Below are 18,872 nucleotides of genomic sequence, written 5' to 3'. Positions count from 1 at the left end.
TGAAAGGGAACCCGCTTTTGTCATGCCCACCAATCGGGGCGTTGATAGTCGACCAACACCTGTTTTTCGAGGAGGCGTGGCACAAGGTAAGAGGTGATGCTCGGAAGATCATCGTCTAGGTCGGCCGGATGGACCATCACTTCGATGGACTCTCCAGGTTCGATGGCATCAAGCGTCGCATGGGAGACACCGTCCGCATAAAATTGATCACTGAACCGTTCGGTCACCCACAAGTCTCGGCGCGACCCGAGCGTCGTTAAGGCCCGAAACGTCGTGTCATATTCTTCGGCGAGACGAATGATGACGTCATGCAGGACCGGCCAGCCGTGAACATGATGATGACTGTCGAGATGGTCGAGCGGAAGACCTGTCGCGAGAAAAGCCTTGATCTGGGCTTTCCACTCGAGATAGACGAGCTCTGGGTCAGGTGGTGTCTCGTTCAAGAAACGACTCGTGTAGCGGAACGTGCCGTCTTCTTTTGTAAGGGGGGCACTCGTGTCGGCGAGCGGTTTGCCCCAAGACAAGACGAGATGGACCCCGACGCGAAGCGATGGATGCTGTTTCGCGAGTTGAACGGCTTCCTCGACGGCATACCCGTTCATGATCATCGTCGCCGAATTCACGATTCCATTCAGATGACTCTCCAAGGTGCCGGCGTTCACACCTGTCGTCAATCCGAAATCATCGGCGTTGACCAAGACGAACGTCTTAGGCATTGACGAGACCGAGTGCCTGGTCAAGGACGAGGTCACCTTTCATCATTCCGTACGCCATATTGTCGATGACCGCGACCGGTACGTCGACGGACGATTTGATCTTCCCTTCAAGGTAACGAACTTGTGGTCCAATCAAGATGACGTCAACGTTCGTCTGTTCTTTCAAACGAGACTCGGGGATGGCATCAATGGACGCGTCGATTCCGCGGTTCGCAGCTTCTTTACGCATTTTTTCCACTAAGATTGATGTCGACATACCTGCCGAGCAGACGAGTAAGATGTTCATGTTGTTTCCTCCAATCGATTCAAACGGGTGATCATGTCAATCATTTCGACAGCGAGTTCTTTCACCGTCATCGCCGTCATGAGATGGTCTTGAGCGTGGACGAGGAGGACGCTCATATCACTCGTCGTCCCCCGTGCCTCTTCTTGTAACAGTTCGGTCTGAAGTTTATGTGCTTCTAGAAAAGCCGCATCGGCTTCTTTTAATTTGGCTGTCGCCTCGTCCGCTTCACCGCGTTTTGCAGCAGCGATGGCTTCGAATGCCGACGAACGGGCATTCCCGGCATGCAGGATAATCATAAATGAGAGTTCTTGAATCGTTTCGGTTTTCACGAAATCTTTTCTCCTTCCTCAGTGGTAGCTTTGTTTTTGTTGATTTCGGCTGTCATCGCTCTTGCTCCTGCCATGACGAATGGAATATACATCGCAGTCGCAATCGACAAGTTGACGATTTGAAGTAAGACACCACGTACGCTACCGCCAGTGACCAAATATCCGCTGATGATTGGTGGCGTCGTCCACGGAACGATGGCGACCGTCTTCGGAACCATGCCTGTCGAGAGGGCGACGTATGAGATGATTGTGAGTGTCACCGGTACTAAGATGAACGGTACGAGCATGATCGGGTTCAAGACGATTGGAAGACCGAAGATGACCGGTTCGTTGATGTTAAAGAGACTGGCTGGTGTCGAGAGTTTTGCCACTTGATGATACGGGTGATTCCGTTGTTTCCGGACGACGATGAAGATGGCGAGCAAGAGCGCGAATGTCGTACCCGATCCACCCATGAAGACGAATGCATCCAAGAACGGTTTTGTGACCGTATACGGCACATCAAACGCTGACGTTCCGGCTTGGAAAGCAGCCAAGTTTTGTTCGATGAGCGGGAGATAGACCGGTTCGATGACCGAGCCGATGATGTTCGTCCCGTGAAGTCCGAAGAACCAAAGGATGTGGTTCAAGAACGCGATGACAAGGGCAGCTGGGAGCGAGTCCCCGAAACCTTGGAGCGGTTGTTGAATCGCCTTGAAGATGACTTCAAAGACACTGAGTTCGACGACGAGCGTCATGAAAAGCTGGAAACCTGCGACGACTGTCAAGATGATCATCGATGGGATGAGCGCTTGGAACGATCGTGTAACCCCGCCCGGTACACCTTCTGGCATCTTGATTGTCAATTTCGTATTGATGAGATAGCGGAACATCTCTGTGACCGCAATCGACACGATGATGGCGACGAAGAGCCCTTGGGCACCGAGCCATGCGAAACTAAGACCCCAGTCAGCAGTGACCGGTACGAGCATGATGTATGAGGCGAGCGACAAGATCCCCGCCGCAAGTCCGTCAATTCCGTACGAACGGGCCAAGTTATAGCCGATTGAGAAAGCGATCAGCAGACCGAGTATGGCGAACGAAGCGTTCCAGATGCTTCCGCCGAGTCCTTGCCAATTTCCTTCGCCGAATAGACTGTTCATCGAGCCAACGAAATCGAGCGAGAGACTACCGATGTTGACAGCCGGGAAGTTGTTGATGAGGACGGCGAGCGACCCGACGATGATAAGTGGCATGACGGAAACGAACCCGTCACGGATGGCGACTAAGTGCCTTTGGGACCCGATACGTCCCGCGATTTCAATAAACTTGTTCATGAATAGACCTCCTTCTTAAATTGGGGTAGGTACGCCTCGTGCGCTGTGAACAGCTCTTTGAGAAGCGGGTCGATCCGTTTCTCGTCTTGGATGAGCGGGTTCATGAGGCAGGCAAGGTAGGCGTCCTCGTAAGAACCGGATACAGCCGCCTGGATGGCGAGCTGTTCAAACGTTTTTAAGTTCGTGATGAGTCCACGAATCGGGAGCGGTAATGCCCCGATTGAGATCGGACGAGGGCCAGACTTCGTGATGACGGCGTTCACTTCGATGACCGCGTCGTCTGGTAAGTCTCGAATCGTTCCGTTGTTGAGCGTGTTGACCGTCTGGATGTCGCCACGGTCGTTGTGAATCGAGTCCATCAAATTGCAGGCGGCGTCTGAATAGTAGGCGCCTCCACGTTTTTCAAGCTCTTCCGGTTTGACGGCGAGATCGACGTCTTTATATTTCTCAAACAATTGCGCCTCGACTTGTTGGACGACTTCGGCACGGGTGCCGTTTTGTTCGTACGCCTCGAGGTCTTTTTTCAACACGTCTTTCGTCTGGAAATAGTACTGGTGATACGGGTTTGGTAACATGCCGAGTGACGATAGGAACGATTCGCTCCATCCGAGACCGACGATGTTCGCTGGCGAGTAATCGTTCCCAGCGTTGAGCGAAGAAAGGACGTCACCTGTCCGATCCACGCCGTCGACCCAAACATGACGACCGAAGACGAAATGGTTCAATCCGATAAATTCAATCGCGACTCGTTCGACCGGCGTCTTGAGAATCTCTGCGACCGAGTTCCGCATGTTGAACGGGATGTTGCAGACACCGATGACCTTCTTATGAGATGAGTGCTTGAGTACGGCCTCGGTGACGATGCCCGCCGGATTGGTGAAGTTGACAAGCCAGGCGTCCGGACAAATCTCGGCGACTTCATTGGCCAAGTCGATTAAAACGGGGATCGTGCGGAACGCTTTGAATAATCCACCTGCGCCGTTCGTCTCTTGTCCGATGAAGCCATGCTTGAGCGGGATGCGTTCATCGAGAGCCCGTGCCTTGAGTCCACCGACCCGAATCTGTGTCGAAACAAAATCTGCGCCGACGAGTGCGGCTCTTCGGTCGAGCGTCCAACTGAGTGTGATCTCGGCGTTGGCCTTCTCGATCATCCGCTGAGCGAGACGACCGACAATCTCTAGTTTCTCCCTCCCTTCTTCGATATCGACGAGCACGATCTCCCGAACGGGGAACGATGCTTGCCGATCAATCAATCCTTCGATGATTTCCGGGGTGTAACTAGACCCACCGCCGATGATGACGACCTTGACTGCCATGGTGTCAACTCCTCCTTTTGAAAGCGATTTCTTTTTGTCGTAACAAATATAACAAATAGTACAACTTTCAGCAATATAAAAAATACAAATAATACAATTAGTTTTTTGTATTTGCAATTGTATGATTGCTGTATCACAATAAAGGAACCAACCTAACGTAAAGGAGATGGAGGTATGTCGCAATCGACGCTCCAAACCGCAATCAAGGATGAATTGTTGTCCCGCATCAAAAGTGGGCATTATAAAGAAGGGGAGAAATTTCCGACCGAGTACGCGCTTTGCGAGGAGTTCGATGTGAGCCGAACGACGGTGCGTGGCGCCCTCAATCAGTTGACGACGGAAGGATATTTAGTCCGCCAACAAGGTCGCGGCACGTTCGTCGCCGGAAAGAAAGTACAACAGACATTGTCGTATACACCGAACAACTATGCGGCCCAGCTCGCCGTTCAAGGGAAGCGTGGTCAGGTCGCGTTGATCGACATCTCCGTCATCTCGGCATCCGGTCAAATCGCTTCGGTGTTTGAAGCAGAGGACAATGCGCCGATTCAAAAAATTGAGCGGATTCGTCATGCGGACGGAGAACCGACACAGTATGAGGTCTCATTCATCCCGTGGAAGATTGCACCGGGGATCACGAAAGAACAGGCGGAGCATTCGCTTTTCCGAACACTCGCTGAAGTCCACGACGTCCATGTCGCGAAGACGACGGAGGCATTGGAGATTGCCCTTGCTGACGAGAAGGTGAGTACGCTCCTCAACTGTCCACTCGGGTCACCATGTTTCCATATCGAGACGGTGACAGAAGATGAGTCGGGACGAGCGATTGAATATTCACGCTCGTACTTCCGTGGGGATAAGACGAGCTTCGTCATCGAACGGAATTATAACTAACAAAAGCGCTCGTCTGTTTCGTTTGGAAACGTTCGGGCGCTTTTTGGTTTAACCTATAACAAAAAGAATCATGGTCATTTTGATTGGAAATGACTATGTTTAAGCATAAATGAACATGTTTAAACACGATAATCATGTTCATTTTGGTCTGAGATGACTATGTTTATCAAGGAAATGAGTACGAAATGAACGAATTAGACGGACAAGGGATTTCAAAATGTAACTCGAATGTTGTAACAGATGACATGATTCGAGAGGTGACAAAATATGACCGTAACTACATTTGTTGGTGTATTAATTTTTGGTCTCTTACTTTTAGGGTTGGGAATTCGTTCAAAAGATTGAAGAGAATAAATTCAAGTAATGGATGGCGAGTGGAGGAAGCTAGATGAATGAATGGGAAAAATGGATTCCGTTAGAGTCTATTCCAGCACGTCTATATAAAGAGTCATTAATTGATGATGGTGATTCTCTGCGAATTATAGTAAGTGACGAAACAGAGGGGCAGAAATATTCATTTCTGTTTGATGGTCTTTTACTTTCTTACAGAAACTCGGACGAAGGTTCACGAATCAGAATGTTAGAGCATTTAGATAAACATTATGCACATCTTGAGTACGGGAATTGGACGTTATTCAAAATGAAAAAATCTAGTTATCTGGAATGGTTTGCCCAAGAGTCATTTGAACGATATGAGGGCATGGGTGAAGTGGAGCACTATGTTTTTCTGACATCAAATGATGTGATTGAAGTGCTATCCGCTGATCCTCCAACTATAACAAAGATGGTCTAACGTAGATGTTATTTGCAAAGAAGGTGTAAGGAATGGCGATTGTAGAGCGTGCTGGATTGTTTTTTGAACTCTTTCCTCGAAAATATGAAGAAAAGGAAGACGATCCATTTATTTTTTCAACGTTAGCGTTATCGGTCGAATCGAGAGGGAGTTTTCATTTTTATGGTGCTTTACTCATGAAATCGGAGTATGAATATCTGATTTCACAAATTGCGCTCATGTTAGATGGAGAACTGAACAAATTCATTCTCAATCCTGTTGAACCGATTTTTAGAATGACAATTGAACGTGAAGAGGAAATTCTTTATAGGTTCATGCTCCGTTTCCAGACAGGTACACCACGTGAATTAATTTTTTATATGAATGATTGTGAAATAAATAGATTCAAAGAGGAATTAGAAGAAGAAATGACTCAAATCCTTCCTCCGCCATTTCTGCCTTAGAAATGTACATACCGAAACAGTAAACTGCTAATGATTGATTTTCTTGGACAGCCGATTCCAGACTGCATTCTGGACCACCTTATCCTCTCTTTTTTGTACACTAGAAGCAGGAGGCGAGAGAAGCATGTCAATCATTGAATTCAAAGATGTGAGTCATCAAGACATCCTGCACCATGTGTCCGGGACGTTTCGGGAAGGGCGAATCACGACGTTCGTCGGACCAAGCGGTGCCGGCAAGACGACGTGTCTGAAGCATATCAACGGATTGCTGTCACCGGACACGGGCACGATTTTATTTAAAGGGGAAGACATCGCAGAGATGGACATCCTCGAACTACGAAAAAAAATCGGGATGGCGTTCCAAAGTGCGCCGATGATTCAAGGGTCGGTGTACGACAACTTAAATCTCCCGAAAGCCATCTTCGACGAGAGACTCGACCGCGACCGGGCTGCCGAGTTGCTCCATCGCGTCGACTTGAGTGAGGCGCTCCTCGACCAACCCGTCAAATCACTGTCGGGTGGGGAGCGGAGTCGGGTCGCCATCGCCCGGACGCTCGTCAATAAACCGGACGTGCTTTTACTTGATGAGATCACGGCGAGCCTTGATTACCGGACAGTGAAAGAGATTGAGCGACTCATCCGAAAACTGCAACAATCGTATGGCGTGACCGTCATCTGGATCACCCATGACTTAGATCAGGCGCGTCGGGTGAGTGACGACATGTGGTTCTTGAAAGACGGGGAACTGCTTGCGTATGGGGACGCATCGTTCATCGATGAATCGGACGATCCTGTCATTCAACAATTCGTCAGGGGGGAAGATTGATGTCATACATTGAACTGGCAACGGCGCTCATCTTCGTCGTTATCCCGCTCGCCCTGACGCTTGTCCTACGACTCGGGCTCGAGCGAGATATTATCATCGCGACCGTCCGTTCCATCATTCAACTGTTGATTATCGGCTATATCTTGACGTTCGTCTTTGAGAGCGACAGTCCAATCTTCATGCTGTTGATGATTTTACTCATGATTGTCGCGGCAACGCAGAACATTCGACGGAAAGGGGACGGGATTCCGGGCATCATGTGGATTATCGTCTTGACGCTCGTGACGATCGAAGCGCTGACGATGGGTCTCATGCTCGGACTCGGCATCATCCCGTTTGAACCGGAAAAGGTCATTCCAATCAGCGGGATGGTCATCGGGAATAGCATGGTGTTGTCGCTCCTCTTCCTGAATAAGTTCAAAGACGAGGTCGAACGGAGTGACGATGTCATCGAACTCATCCTCTCACTTGGAGGGACACCGAAAGTGGCCATCGACCGTAGCTTGAAGAACGCGATTCGCACGAGCATGATCCCGACCGTCGAAGCGCAAAAGACGATGGGGCTCGTCCAGCTACCGGGAATGATGAGCGGTCTCATCATCGGTGGGGCTGATCCGATGGAAGCGGTGCTGTACCAACTCTTGATTCTGTTCTTGATTTTGACGACTGCTTCCATCTCGGCGACACTCGTCGGTTACTTGGCGTATCCGCGTCTGTTTAACGAGAAGATGCAGTATATCGGATTGACCTATCGGAAGGGGAAATGAAGCATGATCACAGGGATTCATCATGTACAGCTCACGATTCCAACTGGAGCGGAACGAGAGGCGAAAGCGTTTTATTGTGACTTTCTCGGTCTACGTGAAATCGAGAAGCCAGAGTCGTTGAAAGGACGTGGCGGGTTTTGGCTTCAAGTCGGCGACCGTTCCGTCCATGTTGGTACTGAGGACGGCGTCGAACGACAGAAGACGAAAGCGCATATCGCGTATGCTGTGACGGATTTAGGTCATTGGAAGGCGGCCCTCACAGAAAACGAGATTGTATACTCCGAAGGCATCCCAATCCCAGGGTTCGATCGATTCGAGTTTCGGGATCCGTTCGGCAATCGGGTCGAAATGATTCAAGCACTTTGACGAAAGGGAGTATCCTGCGCGGATGCTCCCTTTGTCGTTCTTCAAGAAATACAGAATAGCTGAGTCAATTGTCTCCATTGGTCGGGATAGGCGTTACTACCGCTATGTTCATGAATGAGTTTTCCGTTAGCGTATACGCTGAGGTTCCACTGCGTACCATCTACAGTGATGACGTCTTCGGGTTCTTCGAACACGACTGGCCAGCGGTGCGTTCCGAGTGATTCAAACTTCATATGAATTTGTTCTGCTTCTTCGCCTTCGAATTCCTCGGATATCGAAAGGGCGGATTGATCGACGTGACGAAGGACGGTACCATTTTCAAAAAAGGTCAGGGTACTCACATCAAACACACCAAAGCCACCGACACGAAAAACGGCCTCAATGGACGATTGTTCCGGACGCTTCAATCGACTGGTGAAGCGAAGTAGTCGACTTGGGAACGGGTGGCGGACGAATGGTGGAGGAATGTCAAAAAGATCGCGCAGTGTTTTGTGATTCATGAACATTCAACCTTTCTCGCATATAAGTTGTCCTGAGTATAGCGGAGTTCATATGAATGAGCAGGTAAAATAACGTTCAAGGTACGAAGAAAAGCACCTCTCAACGAGATGCTTTGCTGTTAATACACTTCGTACGTTTGTCCCGTCTGCGCGCCTTCGACGCTCTTCACATAGGCGAGGGCGACCCGTTCACCCGGCACCGCTTCGTAGCCACGGAAATACGGTCCATACGAATCGAGTGCTTCGACGAGAACGTTCGGGCTGACGTTGTTAATACGGATGCCCCGTGGCATCTCAATCGCCGCTCCGGTGACAAAGCCTTTGATGGCACCGTTCGCGAGTGCGGCCGATGCGCCTTCTTTGATGGGATCGTCCATCAAGATTCCGCTTGTCAGTGTGAAACTGCCACCATCGTTCACATAATCGAGCCCGAGAAGGACGAGGTTGACCTGCCCTTTGATCTTGCTGTCGATACTCTTCTGATTATCTGCCGGCGTCATCTCGGAAAGTGGACCGAAATGTGTGCTGCCCGCCGTACTGATGACCGCATCGACGCGACCGACTGTCTCGTACATCTGACGGATGCTGTCTTCAGAAGCGAGGTCGACTTGCACGTCCGCTCCGTTACGCCCAGCTCGGATGATTGTATGTGTTTTCTCCAATTCGTTTGCGACGGCCTGACCGACCGTACCGCTTGCCCCTACGAGTAAAATATTCATGTGAAAACTGCCCCTTTCGTCACGCTTAGATTCCTTTTCAGAGTAGCGGAAGGCGAGGACGTTCGGCAATCAAGTTGCTTCTGATGGGACAACCGTTCCTTGATGGAAACGCATCTTCCAACGACCGTCCACGAGTACCCAAATCGAGCTGCGACGTGTCACACGATTTAGTTTCGGTTGAACGAGACGATACGTCACCAAAACGTGTCCTTCCGTTAACGGATGCATAGTGAATTCGGATAACACCGCCTCAATCGGATCGATTTGGAGTGTCGTTTGATCCCAGTCTTGATACAGGATTCGTCCCGAGCTGCCGATTTCAAAAAAATAGTCGGTCAACAGTTCACGTAAGCGGTCCGTCGACTGTCTGACTTCCGTCGTCAGTAACGCTTCTTCAAGCGTTTGAAGATGATACGCCAACTTGTTCATGTGACAACCTCTTTTCGTTGTTGATTCATCACGATGACCCCGAGGACAATCAATAACAGACCAATCCCGTTCAATGCGGAGAGGACTTCTCCATATACGAACACGCCGATTAGACCCGTCGCCACCGTACCGAGTCCGGCCCAGATGCTATAGGCGATACTGAGCGGGATTGTCTTCAAGACGATGCCCATGAGGGTGAATGAGGCGGCGAAACTAACTAAAAGAATGACGCTCGGCACAAAGTTCGTGAATCCGTCCGATAGCTTCAACATCGACGTTCCGAGTACCTCGAATGCGATGGAAAAGAACAGTAAAAAATAAGCTTTCATCTTGAATCACCTCACAATTTCATAAAGACGAGCCCGATGATCACGAGCGCAATTCCGGTAACTTTTTGACGACTCACTTTTTCGTGGAAGACGACAAAGCCGATCACAGCCGTGAGCGCCGTCCCGACACCGCTCCAAAACGCATAGGCGAAGCTAAGCGGGATGGTGAAGAGCGCCAGTGATAACAAATAAAATGCCGTCCCGTAGCCGACGGCGACCCCGAGAATCGGAAGTCGATTCGTCGAGGTGGCGTTCACTTTCAACATGCTCGATCCGAATAGTTCAGAAACGATGGCCCCAATCAAATAGATGAACCCCATGTCAGCCACCTCCTTTAAGTAACTCATCACACGCCTCTCGGATGAGTGTCGCCGCACGATCCTTGAACGATTCGCTATATCCATACAAAACGGCGAACCAAAAACCGTCACAGAGGAGACGGAGTTTTAAAATCGCATCTTGGTCGGGACCGTCGGCTGCGAACCGTTCGTTCCACCCGGTCGAGACGTTACTCCAAATCGACTCGCTCGCAGCATCTTCCTGTGAGGAGATGAAGACGGCGATGAGATCCGTATCACCATGATCGACATCATCTAATGTCGCCAGTGCATAGGCGCGAGTGAACGGATACGGACCATCCGACAAATGGTCGGTGATTCGTGTTTCGAACGTCTCAATCGCGAGTTCGTTCATCTGACGCAATAAGTTGGCCTTGCTATCAAAATGATAAAGGACACCGGCTTTCGTGATTCCTGCTTTCGTCGCCAATCGTTCGAGTGACAATTGACTGATGCCGTCCTCTCGAATCATCTGGGCGGCCGTCTGCAACAACAATTGTTTTTTACTCATCGATTTACACCCCACTTTCACTTTACTGACCGTTTAGTAAAGTCATCCTACCAAATAATGATTCAGGTTGTCTAGCGAAATGACTGATGGAATAATGTGGGAAAGGGGGTGTCGGTATGGGCTCACATTTGATGCATCTCGTTATCGCAAACGAGATGATAAACGAGTTACGAGAACTCGATGAAGTTGCATTCACACTCGGAAGTCTTGCGCCGGACGCGACGACCGAAAAAGGAGATTCGCATTACTATGCGGGAAGACACGACGATTTATCACGTCGTCTCGATTTCGAACAGTACTGGCTTGATAGCAAGGAGGAAGACTTCTCGTATCGACTCGGCTATTACGCGCACCTCGTCGCGGATGAGATCTGGTTGCAGGGGTTCTATAAAGGGTGGTTGAAAGAGCTCATCACTCAGGACCCCTCAAAACAGGCGGCCTATTATGCGGACTTTGATGCGTACAATGCTCGGCTGTCGGAACGCCTCGGGACGTTCGATTTTGAACGCTTGAAAGGAAATCCAGAGCTCGTTGAACTGGTCGAGAAAGTCGAGCGGGACGCGGCGATGACGGAGGAGGGCACATACACGATGTTCCTCCCGCATCAATTGGATGGCTATGTCGATACGTGTGTTCGGCGCTGCCTGGAGATGATCAAACGGAAGCGGGCGATGCTCGTATGAAGAGGCGCTACGCACCACTATACGCAACGCTCGGACTCTTTATCGTGACGGTGATCACCTTCTTCACCTTGAACGGTCGAGTGTTTCCGAACCTTGAGTTGATGACGGTCATCTGGGTATATCTCACGATTGACATTGCCTTGTTCGCCACGTTGATTTGGGGTCTGTTCACGAAAGATCGAATTATTAAAATCTACACGTTGCTTGCGACAATCGGGTTGATGATTCCATTGTCGATTTGGACTTTCTTGTTGCTGTTGGCGAACGGGATTTCGGAGGCATGAGTTGCATGACTGAAACCGAGAAAAAATTACCTTTTGTGGCTCAAGCAGTCCCATTTTTGATTGGTTGTCTGATTTTTGGACCAATTGGATTGGTGATTCTGCTGTTCATGTGGAGACGCTTGGAACGAGATGAACGAATCATCTATTTGATTGCTGCGCTCTTCTTCACGTTACTCGACGTTCTCGACTATTCTACAGATGGCCTACTTTATTATTTGATTTAAGAAAGCGGAAATTTCCACTTTCTTTTTTTTGTGCTCTTTATAGAAAGAAAATTTTACCTATCCGAATCTTGACAATTTGGCATTGCGTATCCTTTTTTTGTTTGATATGCTACTTGATGAAAACGACAATGATAATCATTATCACTGATAACGAGAAAGAAAAGAGACATACATAACCAACATAACTCGTTTTTGGTGGGAGAATCATTGAAACTTACATACAGAGGAGATGGATGAAGTGGGGAAATTTAAACTTTCACTCATGTTGACGTTACTCGTCTTCGTACTCGCCGCATGTGGCGGAACGAGTGAGACGAAGCAAGAAGAGAACGTCGACGGTGCAACAAAAACAGAGACAGTCGAGATTACAGACGCGCACGGCACAATCGAGGTACCGGTCAATCCGGAGAAAGTCGTTGCCCTTGATAACCGTACGTTCGAAACATTGGCAGCGTGGGATATTGACTTGGTGGCGGCACCAATCGGACTCCTTCCAGCGGAGTCACCATACGCATCAGACAAAGACATCGCAGACGTCGGTATGCACTTTGAACCGAACTTAGAGGCGATTGCGGGAGTGGACCCGGACGTCGTCATCGTCGGTCAACGTTTCGCGGATTACTATGAAGACATCAAAAAGTTGGTACCAGAAGCAGCGGTCATCGACTTGAACATCGAGATTCCAGAAGATGCAGGGACACCGGGTGAGATCTTGGTTAAAGGATTAAAAGATACGACACTTACGCTCGGTCAAATCTTTGACAAGAACGAAGATGCAGCACAAATCGTCGCTGACCTCGACAAATCAATCGAAGACGCGAAAGCAGCATATAACGGAGAAGACACAATCATGTCCGTCATCGTGTCGGGCGGCGACATCGGATTCTCAGCACCGGTGACGGGACGCGTGTTCGGACCGATGTACGATATCTTTGGTTGGGTACCGGCACTCGAAGTCGAGAAGACGACGGGGGATCACGAAGGTGATGAAGTGTCGGTGGAAGCCATCGCGGAAAGTAACCCGGACTGGTTGTTCGTCCTAGACCGTGATGCACCACTTGGTGACGCAGAAGGAGCGGTACCGGCTGAAGATGTCATCGACAACGCACCTGCCCTTCAAAAGACGACGGCTGTAACAGAAGACCAAATCGTTTACGCGCCGAAAGACACGTACTTGAACGAATCGATTCAAACGTATTCTGAATTCTTCAACAGTGTCGCAGAAGCACTCACGAAGTAAGGGTTCGTTATGCAAAAACCGTTGACAGCCAGGGTTGAGACGATGTCTCAGCCCTCCTTTTCTAAATTGTGGACGAAGTCGTTCGTATTCACCGCTATCATCGTCCTCGGTTTGGCGGTGCTGTCGCTCTTCACAGGAGTATATGACTTATCACGGACAGACGGCTTCGATATGTTTTGGATCACCCGCGTCCCTCGTACGGTCGCGCTCATGCTGACGGGAGCTGCGATGGCGATGGCGGGGCTCGTCATGCAGCTCATCACGCAAAACCGACTCGTCGAACCGACGACGACGGGGACGCTTGAATGGGCAGGGCTGGGCTTGCTTACCGTGTACTTGCTCGTTCCGGCACCGAGTCTCATGATGCGGATGACCGGGGCAATCGTCTTCTCGTTCATCGGAACGATGGTGTTCTTCTGGTTCTTACGTTCGGTCAAACTCCGCTCGTCGCTCATCGTCCCGATTATCGGACTCATGCTAGGGGCGGTCATCTCCGCTATCTCGACGTTCCTTGGCTTGTTCTTCCGCGCAAGTCAGGCGATCGAAGGATGGTTCGTCGGCTCATTCGCCTCGGTACAAATCGGACGTTACGAATATTTATGGGTCATCATCATCGTGACGGTGCTTATCTTTCTACTGGCGAACCGCTTGACGCTAGCTGGGCTCGGGGAAGACATCGCGACGAGTCTCGGCGTGAACTATAACCAATTGATGATGATCGCGACCGGACTTATCGCCTTATCGGTCGGGGTCGTGGCGACGGTCATCGGGAATTTACCGTTCCTCGGCCTCATCGTCCCGAACCTCGTCTCGATGTTTCGAGGGGATGATCTACGCAGCAACTTGCCGTGGGTCTGTCTTGTCGGGATGGGCGCAATTCTCGTCAGTGACTTAATCTCAAGGACGATTATCATGCCGTTCGAACTCCCCGTCTCGCTTATTCTTGGAACGGTCGGTGCGTTCGTCTTCATTATGATTCTATTGCGGCAACGCAAAAAAGGAGGGGTTCGATGAGTACGGTCATTGAACGAGATGGCGTTGAAGTGAAAGTTGGGGCATTGACAGAAGAACGTCATGCTTCGGCGTTTCAATCAAAGCGAGCAGCACGGCGCTACTGGTTCTTTTTAAGTGCCTTTATTCTCGGAGGACTGTTGTGTGCGCTCGGCCTTCTCCTTTACAACAATCCGGTTCCGATGGACTCGCCGTCATTCGTGCCGGTCGTCGAACGGCGAATCGTCGCTATCGTGACGATGCTCATCGCGGCACTGTGCCAAAGTCTTGCAACGGTCGCGTTTCATTCCGTGACGAACAACCGAATTATCACACCATCGCTTCTCGGATTCGATGCGCTCTACTCGACGATCCAGACGAGCATGGTGTTCTTCTTCGGGGCAGGGGCCCTTATTGGATTTTCGGGAACAGGCGCCTTTTTGACGCAAGTCGGGCTCATGGTGACGATGAGTCTTCTCTTATACGGATGGCTCTTATCGGGGAAGTACGCCAATCTTCAGCTCATGTTGCTCGTTGGAATTATCATCGGGACGGGACTGAACTCGGTATCGTCTTTCATGCGCCGCATGCTCGCACCGTCCGAATTCGATATCTTGCAGGCACGACTGTTCGGATCGGTGACGAATGCCGACGTGGCCTATTTTCCAATCGTCATTCCGATTGTCGTCATCGCCGGGACACTGTTGTTCTTGTTTTCGAACCGACTCAATATCGTGGCGCTCGGTAAGGATGTCGCGACGACATTCGGCGTGAATCATCGGAGAAGCGTCATCTATACGCTCGTCCTGATTTCACTCCTCATGTCGGTGTCGACGGCACTCATCGGCCCGCTCACGTTCTTCGGATTTTTAGTGGCGACGCTCAGCTACCAGGTCGCGTCGACGTATGATCATAAATACGTCTTCCCGATGGCGTTCGCCCTAGGATTCTTCGTCCTGACGAGCGCGTATTTCTTTATGTATCACATATTCCAGACGCCAAGTGTCGTCTCCGTCATCATCGAGTTGTTCGGCGGACTCATCTTCTTGGCTGTCATTCTACGAAAGAGGTCGCTATGATTCAAATCGAACAAGTCAAAAAATCGTATACAGATGACGTCCACATCGGACCGCTCACGCTCGACATCCCAAAAGCCGGGTTCACTTCACTCATTGGACCGAACGGGGCAGGGAAGTCGACGACGCTCATGATGATTGGACGGTTACTCAACTTAGACGAGGGACAGATTCAAGTCGCTGGAATGGACGTGTCGAGCACGAAGTCGAAAGACGTGGCGAAAATCATCACGATTCTTCGTCAAGAGAACCATTTCGTGACGCGGCTCACGGTTCGACAACTCGCCGGATTCGGTCGATTCCCGTATTCAAAAGGGAGATTAACGAAAGAGGACGAGGCCATCATCTCGAAATATATCGACTTCCTCGACTTAACCGAGCTCGAGAATCGTTATCTCGACGAACTGTCAGGTGGGCAGCGTCAACGCGCCTATGTGGCGATGGTACTCTGTCAGGAAACGGAATACGTCCTCCTCGATGAGCCGCTCAATAACTTAGATATCGCTCGTTCAGTGCAGATGATGGAATATTTGCGCCACGTCGCGGACGAGTTTGGTCGGACGATTGTCACGGTGCTGCACGATATCAATTTCGCGGCGAAATATTCGGATCGCATCTGTGCGATGAAGGACGGGCAAATCGCTGCATTCGGAACGGTCGAGGAAATCATGGACGCAAAGATTTTATCGGATATTTTTGAGACGAAACTCGAAATCATCGAAGGGCCGTACGGGCCGATTGCGGTGTACTGAGCCATTGGAATTGAATCGCTGTACAACGGTGACTTTAAACCGCAGTATTTCCAGTACTTCGGTTACATAAAACTAAGGAGAATTCATATGAAAATTGATTGGACACCCATCACAAAAGTCGTAAACGAAGCACCCGATACATACACGTTCCATCTCGCGTTACCTCCTGAGTTCACGTGGCAAGAAGGGGCGCACACGCATCTCGCGCTCGAAGGATTTAACGCCGGGGACAAGCCGAACCGAAGCCTCGTCCGCCATATGTCGATCTCCACATTGCCGCACGAAGGGGCAATCGGGATCACGACCCGCATCAAGTCAGAATGTTCGACGTTCAAATCCATTCTTCGGGACATGGTACCTGGGGACAAGGTCGCCTTGTTCAAGACACATTCGAACGTCCCGCTCGAACGGAGCGGAAAGAACGTCTATCTGTTATCGGCCGGTGTCGGACTTGCGACATTCCGTCCGATCGTCCTCGAGTACTTGGCGAACGGGGAAGGCGTCCCGCATCTTTATTCATTGAACGTCGATTCGTCGAAAGCGTATCTGTTTGGTGACGTCTTCGAATCAAACGAACGCTTCACGTCCGAGTTCGTGCCGAGTCGGAAAGACTACTATGAACGAATTGAAGCGTTGGCTGCCGATCAAGATGGATTATTCTATGTCGTCGGCAGTGACGAACTGTTACGCGAGACGATTCACGTGCTCCGGACGAACGGGGTGGCCTGTGACAACATTAAAATCGATAAGCACGATTTTCAGCGTGAAGACTTTTTAGGCTGACACTCAAACCGGGGAAACATTCCCCGGTTTTTTCGTGCACACCTGGACGAATCGCTCGAAGATACTGCGACCATCTGGTGTCCCAATCGACTCGGGATGGAACTGGACGCCATACGTCGGATGGGTCGGATGTTCGAGTGCCATGATGACACCATCTGTCGTCTCTGCCGTGATAATCAGTTCCGTCTCTTGTACGATGAGCGAGTGATAGCGCATGACATCCATCGACAATCCTTCGAAAAGGACGCCTGGCACCGTATTGATCCGTGAGACTTTCCCATGCATGACCTCGTTCGCCCGACCGACGACACCGCCGAACGCTTCGGCGATGACTTGATGACCGAGACAGACCCCGAGGATCGGGACGTATCCGGACAATTGTCGAACGACCGCAAGCGAGACACCGGCATCTTTTGGACCACCGGGACCTGGAGAAAGGATGATCCCACTCGGGTTCATGCGACGGATTTCTTCTATAGTATGTTCATCGTTCCGGATGACACAGACATCACTGAATCGGGCGACATCCTGATAGACGTTATACGTGAACGAATCATAGTTGTCGATGAGGAGAATCATGCGAACACCTCCAAAAGGGATTTGGCTTTATGCAACGTTTCTTCATACTCTGATACAGGATCCGAATCATAGACGATGCCTGCACCTGCTTGGACGTGCGCCGTGTCACCTTGGATGACCATCGTCCGAATGGCGAGCGCAAAGTCGAATCCGCCCCGGACGTCGAGATAACCGACCGCTCCGGCGTACACTTCGCGCTTCACCGCCTCGAGCTCGTCAATGAGTTGCATCGCCCGAATCTTCGGGGCACCCGAGACGGTACCAGCTGGAAGACAGGCGCGGAGCGCATCGATTGGCGTCACGTCTGCCCGCAGTTCACCTTCGACTTCGGAGACGAGATGCATCACATTTTTGAACCGTTCGAGTTCGATGTGTTTCGGGATCGTGACCGTGCCGACTTTGGCGACACGACCGATATCGTTCCGTCCGAGGTCGAGAAGCATCCGATGTTCGGCGAGTTCCTTTTCGTCTTTTAGAAGTGACTCCGCGTGACGCATGTCTTCCTCAACCGTCTTCCCACGTGGACGTGTGCCGGCGATGGGGTTCGTCGTCACTTTGCCGTTCTCGACCCGGACGAGACTCTCAGGTGAGGCGCCGAGGACGATGGCCTCCCCGAGGTCGATATAGAATAAGTAGGGGCTCGGGTTTTGTTTGCGGAGCGTCCGGTAAAAGTGGAACGGGTCACCGGTGAACGTCGCGTCGATACGTTGCGACAAGACGAGTTGGAACACCTCGCCAGCAAGAATCGCCTCCTTCGCCTGGAGCACACGGTCGATAAACTCATCTTTTGTCGTCAAAAGCTGTTCGCTCGTCCGAACGACCGGTTCGAGGGCGTGTGTCTCCGGTGTTTCGAGCTGTTCACGAATGGACTCGAGTCGCTCGGTCGCATCGGTCTCACTCGTATCAATCAAGACGACCTGTTCTTCGAGATGGTCGTATAAGACGACTGTCTCATAGCGCTGGAAGAGGGCGTCCGGTAAATCACGTGTCTCGGTCGGCGTGTTCGGAATCGGTTCATATACTCGGAGTAAATCATATCCGATATAACCGACGGCACCCCCGATGAACGGATACGGTGCAGTGATATCTTCACGTGTGATACGTTCAGATAGAGCATGGAGCGGGTCGTCCGCATAGATAGTGCCGGTTGAATCTGTCACGTCGTTCCCATCGACTCGGATTGTCTCGACCGGATTCGCCGCGATGATGGAATAGCGTCCGTGCTTGCCTTCCGCCCGACTCTCGAGCAGGACCTTACGTTCACCTTGCAGACGGTGAAAGATTGCCACCGGTGTCAATTCGTCGCCATTGATGATCAGTTGTTGCATCGAAATCTCCTCCTTAAACTAAAAAATCTCCCCGTCCCACATGCCCGATTGGACATGA

General features: G+C 50.6%; 27 protein-coding genes and 1 other annotated feature (1 of these 28 running past the window's edge). Of the genes, 14 read left to right on the top strand and 13 right to left on the bottom strand.

The features are described from left to right. Positions 1-20: 20 nt before the first annotated feature. From KNP04_RS04325 to KNP04_RS04305, 5 genes are read right to left on the bottom strand one after another with little or no spacing between them, the layout of a single operon-like run. A complete protein-coding gene (locus tag KNP04_RS04325) occupies positions 21-716 on the bottom strand; it encodes a carbohydrate deacetylase (protein ID WP_214874774.1) in 696 nt (231 codons plus the stop codon). Continuing rightward, positions 709-1,002: a PTS sugar transporter subunit IIB gene (locus KNP04_RS04320; RefSeq protein ID WP_214694114.1), complete on the bottom strand. Its 294-nt coding sequence runs from the start codon at positions 1,000-1,002 to the stop codon at positions 709-711. Before KNP04_RS04320 ends, KNP04_RS04325 begins: the two co-directional genes overlap by 8 nt. Beyond that, a complete protein-coding gene (locus KNP04_RS04315; RefSeq protein WP_214875161.1) occupies positions 999-1,298 on the bottom strand; it encodes a PTS sugar transporter subunit IIA in 300 nt (99 codons plus the stop codon). Before KNP04_RS04315 ends, KNP04_RS04320 begins: the two co-directional genes overlap by 4 nt. Before the next feature lie 29 nt (positions 1,299-1,327). Next, complete coding sequence (locus KNP04_RS04310; RefSeq protein WP_214874773.1) at positions 1,328-2,647, bottom strand: PTS sugar transporter subunit IIC; 1,320 nt, start codon at positions 2,645-2,647, stop codon at positions 1,328-1,330. Beyond that, positions 2,644-3,963: a 6-phospho-beta-glucosidase gene (locus tag KNP04_RS04305; RefSeq protein WP_214820919.1), complete on the bottom strand. Its 1,320-nt coding sequence runs from the start codon at positions 3,961-3,963 to the stop codon at positions 2,644-2,646. The genes KNP04_RS04310 and KNP04_RS04305 overlap by 4 nt, the downstream gene beginning before the upstream one ends. Before the next feature lie 174 nt (positions 3,964-4,137). Between KNP04_RS04305 and KNP04_RS04300 the strand changes: the two genes are divergently transcribed. The 6 genes from KNP04_RS04300 to KNP04_RS04275 all read left to right on the top strand — a co-directional run bounded on the left by KNP04_RS04300 (position 4,138) and on the right by KNP04_RS04275 (position 8,049). Continuing rightward, entirely contained in the window at positions 4,138-4,854 is a 717-nt protein-coding gene (locus KNP04_RS04300) for a GntR family transcriptional regulator (RefSeq protein WP_214694104.1), read from the top strand. A 388-nt stretch (positions 4,855-5,242) separates the two neighbouring features. Next, complete coding sequence (locus KNP04_RS04295; RefSeq protein WP_214874772.1) at positions 5,243-5,647, top strand: hypothetical protein; 405 nt, start codon at positions 5,243-5,245, stop codon at positions 5,645-5,647. 32 nt (positions 5,648-5,679) lie between these two features. Beyond that, positions 5,680-6,090: a WapI family immunity protein gene (locus tag KNP04_RS04290; RefSeq protein ID WP_214874771.1), complete on the top strand. Its 411-nt coding sequence runs from the start codon at positions 5,680-5,682 to the stop codon at positions 6,088-6,090. Between the two features lie 124 nt (positions 6,091-6,214). Then, positions 6,215-6,916, top strand: a complete 702-nt coding sequence (locus KNP04_RS04285) for an ABC transporter ATP-binding protein (protein WP_214874770.1) — start codon at positions 6,215-6,217, stop codon at positions 6,914-6,916. Continuing rightward, positions 6,916-7,683: an ABC transporter permease gene (locus KNP04_RS04280; protein WP_074035973.1), complete on the top strand. Its 768-nt coding sequence runs from the start codon at positions 6,916-6,918 to the stop codon at positions 7,681-7,683. The genes KNP04_RS04285 and KNP04_RS04280 overlap by 1 nt, the downstream gene beginning before the upstream one ends. Positions 7,684-7,686: 3 nt before the next feature. Continuing rightward, the gene (locus KNP04_RS04275) at positions 7,687-8,049 is read left to right on the top strand and encodes a VOC family protein (protein ID WP_214874769.1); all 363 of its coding nucleotides are present in this window, start codon (positions 7,687-7,689) and stop codon (positions 8,047-8,049) included. Positions 8,050-8,090: 41 nt separating this feature from the next. Here KNP04_RS04275 and KNP04_RS04270 read toward each other — a convergent pair whose 3' ends face one another. The 6 genes from KNP04_RS04270 to KNP04_RS04245 all read right to left on the bottom strand — a co-directional run bounded on the left by KNP04_RS04270 (position 8,091) and on the right by KNP04_RS04245 (position 10,875). After that, positions 8,091-8,549 (bottom strand): hypothetical protein, encoded by a 459-nt coding sequence (locus KNP04_RS04270; RefSeq protein WP_214874768.1) that lies wholly within the window; start codon positions 8,547-8,549, stop codon positions 8,091-8,093. A gap of 119 nt (positions 8,550-8,668) precedes the next feature. Beyond that, a complete protein-coding gene (locus tag KNP04_RS04265) occupies positions 8,669-9,268 on the bottom strand; it encodes a short chain dehydrogenase (protein WP_214874767.1) in 600 nt (199 codons plus the stop codon). Between the two features lie 69 nt (positions 9,269-9,337). After that, on the bottom strand, positions 9,338-9,697 hold the full coding sequence (locus tag KNP04_RS04260; protein ID WP_214874766.1) for a nuclear transport factor 2 family protein: 360 nt from the start codon (positions 9,695-9,697) through the stop codon (positions 9,338-9,340). Next, positions 9,694-10,026 (bottom strand): DMT family transporter, encoded by a 333-nt coding sequence (locus KNP04_RS04255; protein WP_214694091.1) that lies wholly within the window; start codon positions 10,024-10,026, stop codon positions 9,694-9,696. Before KNP04_RS04255 ends, KNP04_RS04260 begins: the two co-directional genes overlap by 4 nt. A gap of 11 nt (positions 10,027-10,037) precedes the next feature. Next, entirely contained in the window at positions 10,038-10,346 is a 309-nt protein-coding gene (locus tag KNP04_RS04250) for a DMT family transporter (protein ID WP_214820898.1), read from the bottom strand. Between the two features lies 1 nt (position 10,347). After that, a complete protein-coding gene (locus KNP04_RS04245) occupies positions 10,348-10,875 on the bottom strand; it encodes a TetR/AcrR family transcriptional regulator (RefSeq protein WP_214820896.1) in 528 nt (175 codons plus the stop codon). Positions 10,876-10,991: 116 nt separating this feature from the next. On the opposite strand from KNP04_RS04245, the gene KNP04_RS04240 reads away from it, so the two are divergent. From KNP04_RS04240 to KNP04_RS04205, 8 genes are all read left to right on the top strand, one after another. Further along, positions 10,992-11,558, top strand: a complete 567-nt coding sequence (locus KNP04_RS04240) for a zinc dependent phospholipase C family protein (protein WP_214820894.1) — start codon at positions 10,992-10,994, stop codon at positions 11,556-11,558. Further along, the gene (locus tag KNP04_RS04235) at positions 11,555-11,842 is read left to right on the top strand and encodes a hypothetical protein (protein WP_214820892.1); all 288 of its coding nucleotides are present in this window, start codon (positions 11,555-11,557) and stop codon (positions 11,840-11,842) included. The genes KNP04_RS04240 and KNP04_RS04235 overlap by 4 nt, the downstream gene beginning before the upstream one ends. 5 nt (positions 11,843-11,847) lie before the next feature. Continuing rightward, on the top strand, positions 11,848-12,066 hold the full coding sequence (locus KNP04_RS04230; RefSeq protein WP_214820890.1) for a hypothetical protein: 219 nt from the start codon (positions 11,848-11,850) through the stop codon (positions 12,064-12,066). 229 nt (positions 12,067-12,295) lie between these two features. Further along, positions 12,296-13,306, top strand: coding sequence for a siderophore ABC transporter substrate-binding protein (locus KNP04_RS04225; RefSeq protein ID WP_214759601.1), 1,011 nt, complete (start codon positions 12,296-12,298; stop codon positions 13,304-13,306). Between the two features lie 9 nt (positions 13,307-13,315). Continuing rightward, positions 13,316-14,320 carry an ABC transporter permease gene (locus tag KNP04_RS04220; RefSeq protein ID WP_214874765.1) on the top strand — a complete coding sequence of 335 codons (1,005 nt, stop codon included), beginning with the start codon at positions 13,316-13,318 and terminating at the stop codon, positions 14,318-14,320. Beyond that, entirely contained in the window at positions 14,317-15,375 is a 1,059-nt protein-coding gene (locus KNP04_RS04215) for an iron chelate uptake ABC transporter family permease subunit (RefSeq protein WP_214874764.1), read from the top strand. Before KNP04_RS04220 ends, KNP04_RS04215 begins: the two co-directional genes overlap by 4 nt. Then, positions 15,372-16,124 (top strand): iron ABC transporter ATP-binding protein, encoded by a 753-nt coding sequence (locus KNP04_RS04210; protein WP_214874763.1) that lies wholly within the window; start codon positions 15,372-15,374, stop codon positions 16,122-16,124. The genes KNP04_RS04215 and KNP04_RS04210 overlap by 4 nt, the downstream gene beginning before the upstream one ends. Positions 16,125-16,211: 87 nt before the next feature. Then, positions 16,212-16,907 carry a ferredoxin--NADP reductase gene (locus KNP04_RS04205; protein ID WP_214874762.1) on the top strand — a complete coding sequence of 232 codons (696 nt, stop codon included), beginning with the start codon at positions 16,212-16,214 and terminating at the stop codon, positions 16,905-16,907. A gap of 3 nt (positions 16,908-16,910) precedes the next feature. Here the strand turns inward: KNP04_RS04205 and KNP04_RS04200 are convergent, their stop codons facing one another. Together KNP04_RS04200 and trpE are read right to left on the bottom strand one after the other, a co-directional pair. Then, positions 16,911-17,486: an anthranilate synthase component II gene (locus KNP04_RS04200; protein ID WP_214874761.1), complete on the bottom strand. Its 576-nt coding sequence runs from the start codon at positions 17,484-17,486 to the stop codon at positions 16,911-16,913. Next, the gene (trpE, locus tag KNP04_RS04195) at positions 17,483-18,814 is read right to left on the bottom strand and encodes an anthranilate synthase component I (RefSeq protein ID WP_214874760.1); all 1,332 of its coding nucleotides are present in this window, start codon (positions 18,812-18,814) and stop codon (positions 17,483-17,485) included. The genes KNP04_RS04200 and trpE overlap by 4 nt, the downstream gene beginning before the upstream one ends. A gap of 54 nt (positions 18,815-18,868) precedes the next feature. Further along, positions 18,869-18,872, bottom strand: a binding site (T-box leader); it runs 228 nt beyond the window's last position.

Origin of the sequence: Exiguobacterium sp. CH10, assembly GCF_018617635.1 — a bacterium.
GTDB lineage: Bacteria > Bacillota > Bacilli > Exiguobacteriales > Exiguobacteriaceae > Exiguobacterium > Exiguobacterium aestuarii_A.
The sequence above is the reverse complement of the archived record's forward strand: the minus strand, read 5'-3'. Positions and strand labels throughout refer to the sequence as shown.